The sequence below is a fragment of the Micromonospora arborensis genome (genome assembly GCF_003205615.1).
Taxonomy (GTDB): domain Bacteria; phylum Actinomycetota; class Actinomycetes; order Mycobacteriales; family Micromonosporaceae; genus Micromonospora; species Micromonospora arborensis.
On sequence record NZ_PYBV01000014.1, the window covers coordinates 119871 to 133568 of the forward strand.

Sequence of the window (13698 nt, forward strand, 5' to 3'; positions counted from 1 at the left end):
AGCTCAGCTGCTGTGCGCCCGGTCCCGGAACGTGGTCCGGTAACTGTGTGGGGTGGCGCCGACTCGGCGGCTGAAGTGGTGGCGTAGCGCCGCGGCGTCGCCGAAGCCGGCCTGGTCGGCGACCGCCTCCACGCTCAACGGGGTCTCCTCGAGCAGTCGCCGGGCGAGCAGCACCCGCTGGTTGGTGAGCCAGTCGTGCGGGGTGGTGCCGGTCTCGGCCCGGAACCGACGGGCGAACGTACGTGGTGCCATGCCGGCGCGGGCGGCCAACTCCTCCACGGTGATCGTCCGGTCCAGGTGACCCATCAGCCACTCCAGCACCGGCTCCAGGGTGGGCGCCTCGGGCGCCTTCGGGATGGGCGCCTCGACGTACTGGGACTGGCCGCCGTCGCGGTGCGGCGGGACCACCATCCGCCGGGCCAGTCTGGTCGCCGTGGCCGAGCCGTGCTCCTGGCGGATCAGGTGCAGGCAGGCGTCGATGCCGGCCGCCGTGCCGGCGCTGGTGAGCAGCCGCCCGTCCTGGACGTAGAGCGAGTTGCAGCGCACCCGGGCACGCGGGTGACGGCGTTGCAACTCGTCCACGTACCGCCAGTGGGTCGTGCATTCCCGGTCGTCGAGCAGCCCGGCCTCGCCGAGCAGGAAGGCGCCGGAGCAGACGCTGAACAGGTACGCGCCGCGCGCGTCGGCCCGGCGCAGCGCGTCGAGCACCGGGCCGGGAACGGTGGTGCCCTGGCTGTGCGCGGGGATGGCCACCAGGTCGGCCTCGTCGACCGGGCCGAGGTCGGCGTTCGGGGTGAGGTGGAAGCCGGACGAGGTGCGCACGGGAGCGCCGTCCGGGCTGCACACCTGGAAGCGGTAGCCGGGGAAGCCGTCGGCGGTCCGGTCGGTGCCGAACACCTCGGCGAGCACGCCGAGCTCGAAGGGGGCGACCTGGTCGAGGGCGAGGACGGCGACGGACCGGAGCATGTGACGAGGGTAACCCGACAGGTGGCAGTAAATCGATGGCCAATGGCATTCCTGCCACTGTCCGGCCGGCGTGAGAGGCCGCAAACTGGTTTCAGTCCGGTGCGCACCGGCGGCGAAACCGACAGCAATCATGCGAAAGCGAGCGCCGCCATGGAGTTCCTGTTCTTCCTCCTGTTCCTCGTCCTTCTCGTCGCCGCCTCGGCGGCCGGCCTCACCGCGGACAGTCACGATTCGGCCGACTGGAAGCCCAGCGACGATGGCCGCCGCTGGCGGTCCCGCACCAACTGATGCGATTAGTATTATTTGCCGGAAAAATCCCTGGCGGGACCGCGCCTAAAGGTGCGGCCCCGCCGACGGAGGCCATCCGACGTACGGCAGGCTAGGAGTCATGGCTGACGGCTCCTGGTACGACGCCGACATCGACCACGTGATCATCTCCGAGGCGCAGATCCGCGAGAAGACGGCGGAACTGGCCAAGCAGGTCTCCGCCGACTACGCCCACGTGGGCGACGGACTGCTGCTGGTGTGCGTACTCAAGGGTGCGGTGATGTTCATGGCGGACTTCGCCCGGGCGCTGGGCCGCAACGGCCCGCCGGCCGAGCTCGACTTCATGGCCATCTCGTCCTACGGCCAGGGCACCACCTCCTCCGGGGTGGTCCGCATCCTCAAGGACCTGGATCGGGACATCGCCGGTCGGCACGTGGTCGTCGTCGAGGACATCGTCGACTCCGGGCTGACTCTCTCCTGGCTGCTGCGCTACCTCGAGTCGCGTTCGGCGGCGAGCGTCGAGGTCGTCGCGCTGTTCCGCAAGCCGGACGCGGTCAAGGTGCCCGTTCCGGTGAAGTACGTCGGCTTCGACATCCCCACCGAGTTCGTGGTCGGCTACGGCCTGGACTTCGGCGAGCGTTACCGGGAACTGCCCTACGTCGGGGTGCTCAAGCCCGAGGTCTACGCCCGCTCCTGACGCCGGACCTGCTCGGTCGGGGTGGCCCGACGGGCGGTGTGAGGTCGACTCGCATCGGCATCCATCAAGCCGACGTTCAGCGCGCTCTCAGGTGTTGCGGTTACCGTGGACCCCGGTGGCGTGGAGGTAACTCCGTGCCCGACCCCCTCGATCGCGTGACCGGGCGTTCAGGTGGCCGGGCCGGACTCTCCGCCACGCCGGTTTCTGCCCGGACCCGCCGTACGTTCGTTGCGGGGCTGGTGGGCCTGCCCACGGTGCGTGCCGTCGATCTCGACGGGTGTGCCGGGTGTGGGGCCCACGAGCTCGCACTTCACGTGCACGGGGCTTTTGATGGTGCACGACTGCGGGGCTCGCAAGCTCACTCCTCGCGTACACGGTGTACCGTCGAATGACCGCGGCGCGGCAGTTTTCGCGCTTCGGGGTCGAGGCCGGCCCGCACGGCGGCTCCGGCCGCCGCTCACGCGGCAACACCATCAGACGGTCAGGACGTCGATCAGGAGGATGCGGGCGCTCCGGCGCTCGACAACAGTATGGAACGTACGCGTTTCTTCCGCCGACCGGTGGTCTGGATCATCCTGGTCATCCTCGGCGCCGTTGTGCTCAGTCAGCTGTTCACCGCTGGTCCCAGCTACCACCGCGTGGACACTTCCGTTGCGCTCGATCAGCTCCACACCGCCAAGATCAACAAGGTGGTCTTCCAGGACAAGGAGCAGACGCTCCAGCTGGACCTGGCGCAGAAGACCAAGTTCGGCAAGACCGAAACCAACAAGATCGAGGCTCAGTTCCCGTACCAGGTCGGCGACCAGATCTGGAACGAGGTGCTGGACGCCAAGGCGGCCAACCGGGTCACCGGCCCGGCCGACGCCAAGGTCTCGTCGGACAGCATCTGGGTGAGCCTGCTGGTCAACCTGCTGCCGATCGCGTTGCTCGTCCTCCTGCTGCTGTTCTTCATGTCGCAGATGCAGGGTGGCGGCTCCCGGGTGCTCAACTTCGGCAAGTCCAAGGCGAAGATGATCACCAAGGACACTCCGAAGACGACCTTCGAGGACGTCGCGGGTGCCGATGAGGCCGTCGAGGAACTGCACGAGATCAAGGACTTCCTGCAGAACCCCGCGAAGTACCAGGCCCTGGGCGCCAAGATCCCGAAGGGCGTGCTGCTGTTCGGCCCGCCCGGCACCGGCAAGACGCTGCTGGCCCGCGCGGTCGCCGGCGAGGCCGGGGTGCCGTTCTACTCCATCTCCGGCTCCGACTTCGTGGAGATGTTCGTCGGTGTCGGCGCCAGCCGGGTCCGCGACCTCTTCGAGCAGGCCAAGACGAACGCCCCGGCGATCGTCTTCGTCGACGAGATCGACGCCGTCGGTCGCCACCGCGGCGCCGGCATGGGCGGCGGTCACGACGAACGCGAGCAGACGCTCAACCAGTTGCTCGTCGAGATGGACGGCTTCGACACCAAGGGCGGGGTCATCCTGATCGCCGCCACCAACCGGCCGGACATCCTCGACCCGGCGCTGCTGCGCCCGGGCCGGTTCGACCGGCAGATCCCGGTGGACGCCCCCGACATGGAGGGCCGCAAGGCCGTCCTGCGGGTGCACGCCAAGGGCAAGCCGTTCACCCCCGACGTCGACCTCGACGCGGTGGCACGGCGTACCCCGGGCTTCAGCGGTGCCGACCTGGCCAACGTGATCAACGAGTCGGCCCTGCTCACCGCTCGTAAGGACCAGCGGGCGATCAGCAACGACTCGCTGGAAGAGTCGATCGACCGGGTGATCGCAGGTCCGCAGCGACGGACCCGCGTGATGGGCGACCAGGAAAAGAAGATCACCGCGTACCACGAGGGTGGGCACGCGCTGGTCGCCTGGGCGCTGCCGCACGCCGCGCCGGTGCACAAGGTGACGATCCTGTCCCGTGGCCGCTCACTGGGCCACACCCTGGTGCTCCCGACCGAAGACAAGTACACCCAGACCCGCGCCGAGATGATCGACACCCTGGCGTACGCGCTGGGTGGTCGGGCCGCCGAGGAACTGGTCTTCCACGAGCCCACCACCGGTGCCGGCAACGACATCGAGAAGGCCACGCAACTGGCCCGCGCGATGATCACCCAGTACGGCATGAGCTCCAAGCTCGGCGCGATCAAGTACGGCACCAGCGGGGACGAGCCGTTCCTCGGCCGCAACATGGGCCACGAGCGGGACTACTCCGACTCGGTCGCCGCCGAGATCGACGGCGAGATGCGGGCACTTGTCGAGCTGGCGCACGACGAGGCCTGGGAGATCCTGGTGGAATACCGGGACGTCCTGGACAACATCGTGCTCGAGCTGATGGAGAAGGAGACCCTCTCCACGGCCGACATGGCGCGGATCTGCTCCCGGGTGGTCAAGCGCCCGCCGCTGGCACCGTACAACGGCTTCGGCAAGCGGCAGCCCTCCACCGAGCCGCCCGTGCTCACCCCTGCGGAGAAGGACAAGCTCAAGGCGCAGGCCCAGGCTGACGGCGCGCAGGCGTCGGTCGGCGGGGCGCCGTCCAACAACTCGGACGGCACACACTGAGCAACGACCCGACGGCCAGCTCCCCGCACCGGGAGCTGGCCGTCTCCGCGACCGAGCCCGACGGCGACGACGAGCTGGACTATGTGGCCGCCCGGCTGATCAGCGGCAAGCTGACCGGCCGCCCGGTCGAGGACGCGGTCGACCTGGGCCGGATCGAGAAGGCCGTCCGCGAGATCCTGATCGCGGTCGGCGAGGACCCGGACCGCGACGGGCTCCAACAGACCCCGGCCCGGGTCGCCCGCGCGTACGCCGAGCTGTTCGCCGGCCTGCGGGTCGACCCGGCACAGGTGCTCAGCACCACCTTCGAGGCCAACCACGAAGAGTTGGTGATCGTCCGGGACATCGACGTGATGAGCCTCTGTGAGCACCACCTGCTGCCGTTCCGCGGCAGTGCGCACATCGGCTACATCCCCGGCCCGGACGGACGGATCACCGGCCTGTCCAAGCTGGCCCGACTGGTCGAGGTCTTCGCGCGCCGGCCCCAGGTGCAGGAGCGGCTCACCTCGCAGGTCGCCGACCTGCTGATGAGCAAACTCGCCCCACGCGGCGTCGTCGTCGTGCTGGAGTGCGAACACATGTGCATGGCCATGCGTGGCATCCAGAAATCCGGCGCCAAGACCATCACGTCGGCGGTACGCGGCATCCTCCAGACGGACTCCAAGTCCCGCTCCGAGGCGATGGCGCTGATCATCCCCCGCTGACACCCCGCTGCACCACGGCCGGCCGACTCCCTCGAGGGACGGCCGGCCGTCCCGTTCCAGCCCGCGAACAGCCGGGTGGGTCAGCCGGCGAGCAGGGCCAGCAGCAGACCCGCCGTGACCAACACCGCCGGCACCAGGCACACCAGGGCGCCGAAACGCACTGTACGGTCCAGCCGCTCAACCGGGCTGACGCGGAACAACCGCCCGACACCCACCCAGCCGGCGACGAACGCGACCGCCGGCATCGGCAGCCCACAGATCAGCGCGGCCACACTGGCCGGCCCCACCCCCGTCGCCGCGTACACCACGACCTGGATCAGCGGCACCAGCAGCGCCAACGGCCCGTACACCAGAAGGTTGCGCGGCCGCGCGGGCCACGACCCGGGCCGGAACCGGCGGCGCGCGGCCAGGGCCGCGTCCGCCGCCTCGGCCCGGCCCCGCGCGGCCCGCAGCGCCGCCAGGACGGCCGCCGGGCCGCCCGCCATCGACCGGGACGCCTCGGTCACCTCCGGCGGCGACGGCATCAGGGAAATCGCCGGTACGCCCAACTCACGCAGCCGTTCCTGCTGGCTCGCCAGCCCGGTACGGACCACCGTCAGCTCCTCCCGGGCGGCCTCGGCAGACCGAGCCTGCTCACCGGCGGCGGCAGCCGCGCTGCGGCGCACCCCGTCGAGCTGGCGCGCGGCGGCCAGGTACTCCGCCCAAACCGTGCTGGGCTCGACCGCCGCTGGCGTGGCGTCCCCGCTCGCCGCGGCGACCCGCTGCCGACCCGGCCCGGTCACCGTCGCCTTCGGAACCATCTCGACACCCCCCGCCCGCGTCACCAGATCACCCGGCCTCATCGGCGAACGGCACCAGGACCGTGCCCCGCTCGTCCGGACCGTCCCAGAGCACCGCCCGATCCGGGCGAGCCCGCCACTCCATCGGCCGACCGAACACCGCGGCGAGCTGCGCGACCGGCACGTCCAGCACGGCCACGGCGGCCAACTTGTCGACCTCGCCCTCCGGCTCCAGCAGCGCGGCGAACGGCGGCACCGCACGCCACCAACCAAGCAGGTGCCGGCCCGCCGGTGGTCCGTCCCGCAGCAACGCACGCAGCCGGTCCACCGGCAGCTCCCGAGGACCCGGCCGATCCAGCCCGAAGACCACCAGATACGTCGGCAGTTCGTCGGTGGTGTCCGCGAGCAGCGTCGGCAAATCCACCATCTCGGCCGGATGCCGGGTCGCCAACTCGGCCGTCAACGCCTCCGCCAACGCTCGGGCACCCGGGTCCGGTGCCGCCACCAGGAAGCGGGCGGTGCCCGGCGGATGGTGGACCGCGGTGCTCCGGGCTGCCGTCGCCAGCAGCCCGCCCGCCGCAGCACCCGATCCGAGCACCGCCAGGTTGCGGCCCGCCGCCGGCCCCAACGGTACGGCGACCGTCGACCGGGCCACGTCCACCGCGCGACCCAGCAGCGCCGCCGGCCCGTGCGACTGCCCCGCCAACGCGGCCCGGTGCCGCGGATCGTTGCCCAGCAGAGGCCGGGCGTACCCGGCGAAAACCACCGGCGGCACCGACCCGGCCGGCCGGGCCGCCCACAGCTCGTGCCGCAACTCCTCCACCACCGTCGGGTGGTCCTGCGGGTCGGGGTACCGGATCAGCCGTTCGTGACCTCGGGTCGCACCCCGGGGGCCGCCGAGGCCGCCAGCGGTGTTCACCACCGCGCTGCCCACCGGAAGGCCCGCAGCCGAGTCGTTCGTCGGCTCCAGCACCGGGCTGCCACCCGGCAGCGCCACCCGCACCGGAAACTGCCCCAGCACCGAATCCCGATGACCGGCATCCGCGCGGGCGTTCAACCCCAGCTCGCCCGCGCCCGCCAACACCAGGTGCACGCCGTACGCCCGCCCGGACCGGGCCAGCCCGTCCAACTGGGCGGCCACCTCAGTGGCCAGCCGGTCCCGCTCGGCGAAGAGCAGCGGCACATTGTCCAACACACAGACGATCCGAGGCAGCGGCTGGTGCTGACGCAACTCCGCGAAGCGTTGCCCGCCAGCCCGCGCTCCTGCCTCCGCCCGGCGCTGCACCTCGGCGGTCAACTCGTCGAGCAGGTCCCGGACGTACTCCCGGTCGGCTGCCATCGCGGCCGCACGCACCTGCGGGATCCACGACCGATCCCGCTCGGTCTGCAGGAACTCCACGAACGACTCGCCGTCGCCCAGATCCACCAGGTAGAGCGCCAGGTCGCCCGGGCCGTACCGGGCGGCCAGGCCGAGCAGCGCAGTGGTCAGGAACGCCGCGCGACCCCCCGCCGACCGGCCACTGACCAGCCAGTGCGGGGTCAACTCGGTAAAGCCCAGCGGCACCGACCGGCCCCCGGCAGCACCGACCGTGGTGGTCAACCCATCCGCGGAATCCGACTCCCACAGCCGCTCACCCGTCGGCGGCAGCAGAGCCGCCAACGCCAACCGCGAGCCAGCCTCCACCTGCTCGGCGAGCCGCCGGCAGACCGCGTCGACCAGCTCGGCCGGCGGGTCCGACTCAACGAAGACCGGTGAGTTCAACCCACCCGGTGCATCCGCGCCCGGGCTGGCGAAGGACGCCCCCGGCGGATCACCGAGCAACGCGTACGCGTTGCGCAACGCCAGCGGCGTCGTGTGCGGCAGCGGCGCCCGGGCCGAGTACGGGCCGGGCGGGGGCCAACCGGCCACCACCAGGTGCAACCCAGCGGCCGGACCCTGCTCGGCCAGCGCCTCGATCCGCGCCAGATCGGTCGGGCCAGTCGACTCCGGCAGCGCGGCGACCACCAGCAACAGCGTGCGATCGTGGCGGCGTCGCCCACTCGCCCCCGGCGTGACCCACTGCTCCGCCTCGGTCAACACCGCCCGCAGACCCGCCACGTCCACCGCCGGCGGCGGCAGCAGGCCAGCATCAGCGAGCACCCCGAACGGGGTCAGCGCGGCACCCGTGGCATCCACCGCGCGGATCAGCAGGGCACCCGCCGGGGCCGCACCCAGCAACCGCAGGAGTACGGCCCGGAGCAACCCCGCCACCCGTGGCTCCCGGGCGTCGGTGTCCACGCTCAGATGACCGGTGCCCACCAGCGGCACCAACGCGGGAAAACGGGCGTCGTCCAACGGTGCCGCCGTACCGACCCGGACGAACGGTGGCGGGCCGTCACCCGCCGGAGAGTCCACGGTGAGCGAGTCCAACGCGGCACCCGACCAACCCGGGGCCAGTCGTACCGCGACCGCCCGGAGGCGATCGGCCAGCTCGTACTGGCGGCGCTGGTCGGCCGGCGCAGGCCGGGTCTCGTCCAGGATCCCGGTGGCAGCCGTCGCGACAGCCGCCGCACGGCGATGCAGGGCTGCGGCACGGTTCGTGCGTGCCTTCGGACCGGCCACCGCATCCACCCCCTCTGCACGAGGTTGGCAACCCTTCCCCGAGCAGAACGGTATCCCAGCCCAGGCTGCTCCTCCGGGAGGTGCCACGGCGGTGCGTCGGTGATGTCGTGGATCTCACCCGTGGGGAGGGGTCCGTCACGATCCGCTCGATCTGAGGCATTGGCTCCGAGGCGTCCAGCCGATAACTTCAGGAGGTGGAATCAGTGCAGCCCCCCGCCGGTTCCCAGGTCTCCCGCGTACCGGCCCAACGGACACCGTCCGAGCAGCTGCCACCCGCCCCGGTAACACCGGAGCCGCAGCCGCCACGCCGCCGAATGCGGACGGTGCTCACGGTCGTCGCCGGAGTGCTCGCCGTGCTCTGCCTCAGCGGGCTCATTGCCGGCTATGTGCTGTACACCCGCGCCGCAGCCCCGGATCGCAGCGCACCCGACGTGGTGGTGGACAACTATCTGCGTGCGTTCCTGGTCGATCGCAACGACGCGAGAGCGAACCTCTTTACCTGTGAGCGCGGGTCGCAGTTAGAGGCGATACGGTCCCTGCGGACCGACCTGCTCGCGCGTGAGCAACAGCTTGGCGTCACTATCCTGGTTAGCTGGGGCAGCCTGGACGTCAAAGATCAAGGCAATACCACCACCGTCGTGACGGTCATTCGGCGCAGTGCCACGATAGACGGAGTCCAGCAAAGCCTGACAGACACGTGGCGGTTCGACGTGGAGAAGCAGGATAGCTGGCGGGTTTGCGGCGGTAGCAAAATTGGTTGATCTTTACTCGATCCACAACAGGTGGACCGGGACCTCCAACGTGGTGGGTGACTGGCCGCGCCAGGCCCAGCGGTACCATTCCACCTCGGGCGTGATCCGCACGCAGATGTCGCCTTCGGCGCCCGAGTAGGTCTCGGTGACGGCTCGCAGGTCGCGGTGCTCCAGACCGCCCTCGACATGCACCACCCGGCGCCCGGTGACGGCGTCCGCCTCGAAGACGGGTGTGGGGGTCCGGTGTGCCGGACCGTCCAGCGAGACCAACCGGATGCCGGTTTCGCGGTTGCCCTCCGCTCCTGGCCGGTCGCCGACCGTCTCCACCCAGACCCGCTCCACCGGCACCAACGGCGCGAACACCTCGACCTGGTCGGCCTCGGCCCGGTACCACTCGTGCTCGGGGATCACCGGCACATAGGTCCGGGCGCCCTGCACCACCCGGTCGTCCGCGCGCAGGTCGCCCCGCCAACCCAGCCCGGGCAGACCGACCAGTACGCGGCGCCCGCGCAGCTCCACCCGCTCGGTGGCGGGAACGACAGCCAACGGGCGGGGTGGCCGAGGTGCCCAGTCGGGTTGATCGGCGAACGGGTCCGGCATCGGTCCGGTCATGTCGGTGGCGGTCTCACTCCGCAGCGCGCAACGGGGCGCCCCGCTCGCGCATGAACGGAATCGGGTCCACTGCGCCCCGGCTGGACCGGTCGTTGCGCAGGTGCACCTCGAAGTGCAGGTGCGGGCCGGACGAGTTGCCGCTGCTACCGACCTGCCCGATCACCTCGCCGGCGGGCACGATCTGATTGGGTGTCACCCGGGGCTGGACCACCATGTGGCAGTAGCGGGTGATGTAGCCGCCGGCGTGCAGCAGGTCGACGAACCAGCCGCAGCCGCCCTTGCCGGGGAACCCGTCCACGTTGCAGTCCCGCCGCCCGCGGTCGTCCGGGTCGCAGCGGGCGACCAGCACCCGGCCGGCGGCCGCGGCACGGATCTCGGTGCCCTTGGCCGCGCCGATGTCCACCCCGTTGTGGCTGGGCCGGTCAGCGGTCCGGAATCCGGAGCCGACGTCGCCGGGGATCGGCGCGGTCCAACCGGACGCGGCAATCTCACCACGCTCGGCCGCATTGCACACCGCCTTACCGTTGATCTCGACGGTGCGGGCCGCACCGCCGGCCAGCGCGTCCACGAGCTTGCTCGCCAGTTCCTCGTGCTGAGCGTACGCATCCGGGTACGCGCTAATCTGCACCTTCTGCGCCACCACGCTCAGCGGACGATGCTGCCAGCTCGGCACTTTGACCAGCTTCTCGTAGAACTTCCGGGCCGCGTAGGCGGGGGTCAATCGCTCGGCGACCGAACCCCATCCCGGCCGCTGCTGGAACAGGCCCAGCGAGTCGTGGTCGGCGCCGACGCCCTCGTGTGGCAGGGCCAGAGACTCGGTGACCGTGCTGTTCGCCAGGTTGCGCAGGGCGGACTCCTGCATCGCGGTGGCCAGCGCGATCACCCAGCCGCGCGAGGGCACCCCCAGGTCCTGGCCGACCTTGATGATGATCGCCGCGTTGCGGACCTGCGCGTCGCCGTACTCGGTGAACCGTGGCAGCTCGGCGGCGATGTCCACCGGACGGACCGGGCCGCAGCCCCAGCCGGCGAGGGTGTCCCCGTTTTCCGGGTCGCCACTGAGCCCACTGAGGAAGAACGCGGCGGTGCCGCCGGTGCAGCAGAGCAGGACCAGCACGCCGGTGAGTATCGCGGCGATCACGCCCACCCGCACTGGCCGGCGGACTGCGGCGGATGCTCGACCGGTGGTCACTGCCGCTGCCAATCGACCACGTCGACCAGCCAGCCGTCCTGCGCGGCGACCAACTCGAGCCGGAGCCGACCGGTGTCGAGGGGCAGCAGCACCTCGACGAACGTCTCGGTGCGCGATCGCACGGACGGTGGACCGTTGACCTCCTCGGCCGGCACGCCGCCAGGCTCGGCGCCGGCCAGCTTCTCGGCCAGCGCCGGGGTCGACAACGGCCGCAGACCCGCCTGCCACTGCGCGGCCGTCATCCCGGGGCGGCCCAGCCAGGCCGCGGTGAACCGGTCGGCCGTCTGCTCGGGTGTGCGGGCACCCGGTGAGGTGACCGGCGACGGCGGAGCCTCGGTGGAGGTCACGCCATCATCACCGGCGGTCGGGTCCACGGTGGTGATCGGCCGGTTCGGCCGGCCGCTCAATCCGTCCGCTGGGTCGGCCGGGTCCGAGACCAGCCGAGCCGCCCCGATCACGCCGAAGATGAGCACCGCGATCACCAGCGCCACTCCCAGCCGGGACCGCAGCGCCCGGGTGAAGAGAAACTCCAGGGCCCGTCGCATCGCCGTCACCGAGCCTCTGAGCGCACCCGTGGTCCGGTGCGGTCCGGCGCACGCTCGGTGGAGCCTGGTCGATACACCACGAACGACGGGTTCTCGGCCGGCACGTCCGGCTCGGTCCACGCCGCCGGCTGTCGCCGACGGGGCTGGGGCGGGACCGGGCGACCACGGCCGCCGGTCTTCTCTGTCGGCGTCTCATCGGTGCGTTCCCGGCCATCCGGCCGGCCGCCGTCGGTGCGGCGGTCCTCGACCGGGGCCGTCGGCGTCGAGACCGGATCTTCTCTCCGCGCCTCTGGACGCAGCCGGGTCTGCTCCGCGTCCGGCGACCGGCGCCGTCCGCCCACCGGCTCCGCCGTGCCGCCCGGCTCCGCCACGTCCAGTCGTGCGGCGGTCCGCATGTCGCGGAAGAACCGGCGGTGCCAGGACCCGGCCGAGCTGACCGCCTCGCTGCTGTCCTTGCCGCCGAGCTGGGTGATCCGCCGGTACGGCCGTAGGAGCAGCCAGCCGACCACGCCGCACAGCCAGACCAGCACCACCTGGAGCCAGCCCGGCAGGGTGGGGGTGCTCATGATCAGGTCGACCGCGAACAGGTAGATGGCCGCCCCGGTACCGAAGATGGCGATGTTGAAGACCGCGGCGACCACGGCATTCGCCAACCGCCGCAGCCCGGCGCTGGCCGGCCGGAGCAGACCGACCGTACCCAGGATGGGTGCCGCGATCACCGCCCACCGGAAGATCAGGAAACCCAGCAGGACCAGCAACGACGCCGTCAGGTCGAACATGGCGAAGAGCACCGAGGCCAGCACCGCGATGAAGCCCGCGCCGACCCGGTCCATGTCCCGAACTCCCTGGAGGTACTCGTACGCCTCCGGATCCTCGGTCTGGATCTGCTGGGCCACCCGCGCCCACTGCTGCTGCTTTGCCTTGATCGTCGCGTCCCGGGTGGCCGGGTTGGCGCGCAACTTCTCGGCCTCGTCCCAGGAGAACGCCTTGGCGTCGTAGAGCGCCGGGCCGTACTTGCGGGCGGTCTCGCTATCCGCTGAGCCCACCACCCCACGGAGCCAGTTTCGGTAGAGCATGGTCTCGGTAGCGGTGTCGCTGGCTCGCACGGCAGGGGTGCGCAGATCCTTGCAACGGTTGGGATCGGGATCGATGCATCGGCCGGGGGCGGACTCCCTTGCCTGCGGCCCAACGGCGTCGTGCACCACCCCGAGACTGGTGACAAGTACACCGTCGGCGACGTTCGCCGACTTGACCGGCCAGGCGGCCAGAGCCGTCACCGCGACCATCACCAGCAGCGCCCAGCCCGCAGTGGTCATCGCGTTGCTCATGTCCGACTGGCGGGATCGCCAGAGCAGGTAAAGCCCCACCACGCACAGTGTGACAATCCCGAAAACGCTGAACACCTTCTCGTACACGGCCTTCGTTGCCTGCTCGACCAGCGGGTCCGCCCAACCCCACATCGAACCGGGATCCCAGGCACGTTCTCTGAGCGCATTCGAGGCACCGATGATGGCCGTAGCGGCCATGAACTCGCCGTTGGCGATGGTGGTGGTGAACTTATAGTCCGGATGCAGCACGCTCGATGCGCAGCCGCCCTCGATGTCGTAGGTGTTGTAGCTGTAGCCCCCGTAGCCGTAGAGGCTGTACCGGCCAGCTACCCCGTTGGTTGCCTCTGCTGGCGGTGCGGCCGCGAACCAGCCGGCGAGGCCCGAGTCGGGCGTACCCGGGGTCGGCGCGTTTCGGCACTTGACCTCGTCCTCGCTGACCGCTTGCAGTTTGTCCACGCAGGCCCGGAAGTCGGCCTGCCATTCGGCGGTCGTGCAGAGGTCGGCGCGAGCCTGAGCGACGGGAGGTGCGGCGGCCGCGGCCTCTGCACCGATCAGTGGCCAGCTGAGGGTGGCCACGGCCAGTACGCCGAGGGCGAGCAGGAACGACGTGATCCTTGCCCGGGCACCTGGGCCTGGGTCACGGCCTTCGGCCGGCTTGCGCCGCCTGGACTCCGCCTCGGCTCGACCGAGGACCCTGACCCAGGCCCTAGCCAT

Annotated in this window: 12 protein-coding genes; 5 read left to right on the forward strand and 7 right to left on the reverse strand. The window is 71.0% G+C overall.

Features of this window, described 5'->3' with window-relative positions; genetic code table 11:
- Nucleotides 1–3: 3 nt before the first annotated feature.
- A complete protein-coding gene (locus C7C45_RS11965; protein ID WP_110563698.1) occupies nt 4–966 on the reverse strand; it encodes a GlxA family transcriptional regulator in 963 nt (320 codons plus the stop codon).
- Nucleotides 967–1008: 42 nt separating this feature from the next.
- Between C7C45_RS11965 and C7C45_RS33605 the strand changes: the two genes are divergently transcribed.
- From C7C45_RS33605 to folE, 4 genes are all read left to right on the forward strand, one after another.
- Nucleotides 1009–1254 (forward strand): hypothetical protein, encoded by a 246-nt coding sequence (locus tag C7C45_RS33605; RefSeq protein WP_146247311.1) that lies wholly within the window; start codon nt 1009–1011, stop codon nt 1252–1254.
- A gap of 100 nt (nt 1255–1354) precedes the next feature.
- Nucleotides 1355–1930: a hypoxanthine phosphoribosyltransferase gene (gene hpt, locus C7C45_RS11970; RefSeq protein ID WP_030328005.1), complete on the forward strand. Its 576-nt coding sequence runs from the start codon at nt 1355–1357 to the stop codon at nt 1928–1930.
- Between the two features lie 530 nt (nt 1931–2460).
- On the forward strand, nt 2461–4476 hold the full coding sequence (gene ftsH, locus C7C45_RS11975; RefSeq protein ID WP_110563699.1) for an ATP-dependent zinc metalloprotease FtsH: 2016 nt from the start codon (nt 2461–2463) through the stop codon (nt 4474–4476).
- 35 nt (nt 4477–4511) lie between these two features.
- Complete coding sequence (folE, locus tag C7C45_RS11980; RefSeq protein WP_110563700.1) at nt 4512–5177, forward strand: GTP cyclohydrolase I FolE; 666 nt, start codon at nt 4512–4514, stop codon at nt 5175–5177.
- Nucleotides 5178–5257: 80 nt separating this feature from the next.
- Here folE and C7C45_RS11985 read toward each other — a convergent pair whose 3' ends face one another.
- The gene (locus tag C7C45_RS11985; RefSeq protein WP_110563838.1) at nt 5258–5977 is read right to left on the reverse strand and encodes a hypothetical protein; all 720 of its coding nucleotides are present in this window, start codon (nt 5975–5977) and stop codon (nt 5258–5260) included.
- Nucleotides 5978–6005: 28 nt separating this feature from the next.
- Nucleotides 6006–8567: an FtsK/SpoIIIE domain-containing protein gene (locus C7C45_RS11990; RefSeq protein ID WP_110563701.1), complete on the reverse strand. Its 2562-nt coding sequence runs from the start codon at nt 8565–8567 to the stop codon at nt 6006–6008.
- 194 nt (nt 8568–8761) lie between these two features.
- On the opposite strand from C7C45_RS11990, the gene C7C45_RS11995 reads away from it, so the two are divergent.
- A complete protein-coding gene (locus tag C7C45_RS11995) occupies nt 8762–9319 on the forward strand; it encodes a hypothetical protein (protein WP_110563702.1) in 558 nt (185 codons plus the stop codon).
- A gap of 3 nt (nt 9320–9322) precedes the next feature.
- Here the strand turns inward: C7C45_RS11995 and C7C45_RS12000 are convergent, their stop codons facing one another.
- The 4 genes from C7C45_RS12000 to C7C45_RS12015 are packed head-to-tail and all read right to left on the reverse strand — an operon-like array spanning nt 9323 to nt 13698.
- On the reverse strand, nt 9323–9922 hold the full coding sequence (locus C7C45_RS12000) for a hypothetical protein (RefSeq protein WP_110563703.1): 600 nt from the start codon (nt 9920–9922) through the stop codon (nt 9323–9325).
- A 13-nt stretch (nt 9923–9935) separates the two neighbouring features.
- On the reverse strand, nt 9936–11111 hold the full coding sequence (locus C7C45_RS12005) for a M23 family metallopeptidase (protein ID WP_110563704.1): 1176 nt from the start codon (nt 11109–11111) through the stop codon (nt 9936–9938).
- Complete coding sequence (locus C7C45_RS12010) at nt 11108–11665, reverse strand: hypothetical protein (RefSeq protein ID WP_110563705.1); 558 nt, start codon at nt 11663–11665, stop codon at nt 11108–11110. The genes C7C45_RS12005 and C7C45_RS12010 overlap by 4 nt, the downstream gene beginning before the upstream one ends.
- The gene (locus C7C45_RS12015) at nt 11662–13698 is read right to left on the reverse strand and encodes an MFS transporter (protein ID WP_244200338.1); all 2037 of its coding nucleotides are present in this window, start codon (nt 13696–13698) and stop codon (nt 11662–11664) included. Before C7C45_RS12015 ends, C7C45_RS12010 begins: the two co-directional genes overlap by 4 nt.

Excerpts from the sequence above, each read along its gene's own strand:
- C7C45_RS11985 (WP_110563838.1), bottom strand. The coding sequence starts at position 5,977 with ATGGTTCCGAAGGCGACGGTGACCGGGCCGGGTCGGCAGCGGGTCGCC.
- C7C45_RS11965 (WP_110563698.1), bottom strand. The coding sequence starts at position 966 with ATGCTCCGGTCCGTCGCCGTCCTCGCCCTCGACCAGGTCGCCCCCTTC.
- hpt (WP_030328005.1), top strand. The coding sequence starts at position 1,355 with ATGGCTGACGGCTCCTGGTACGACGCCGACATCGACCACGTGATCATC.
- C7C45_RS33605 (WP_146247311.1), top strand. The coding sequence starts at position 1,009 with ATGGCATTCCTGCCACTGTCCGGCCGGCGTGAGAGGCCGCAAACTGGT.
- C7C45_RS12000 (WP_110563703.1), bottom strand. The coding sequence starts at position 9,922 with ATGACCGGACCGATGCCGGACCCGTTCGCCGATCAACCCGACTGGGCA.
- C7C45_RS12015 (WP_244200338.1), bottom strand. The coding sequence starts at position 13,698 with ATGGCTAGGGCCTGGGTCAGGGTCCTCGGTCGAGCCGAGGCGGAGTCC.
- ftsH (WP_110563699.1), top strand. The coding sequence starts at position 2,461 with ATGGAACGTACGCGTTTCTTCCGCCGACCGGTGGTCTGGATCATCCTG.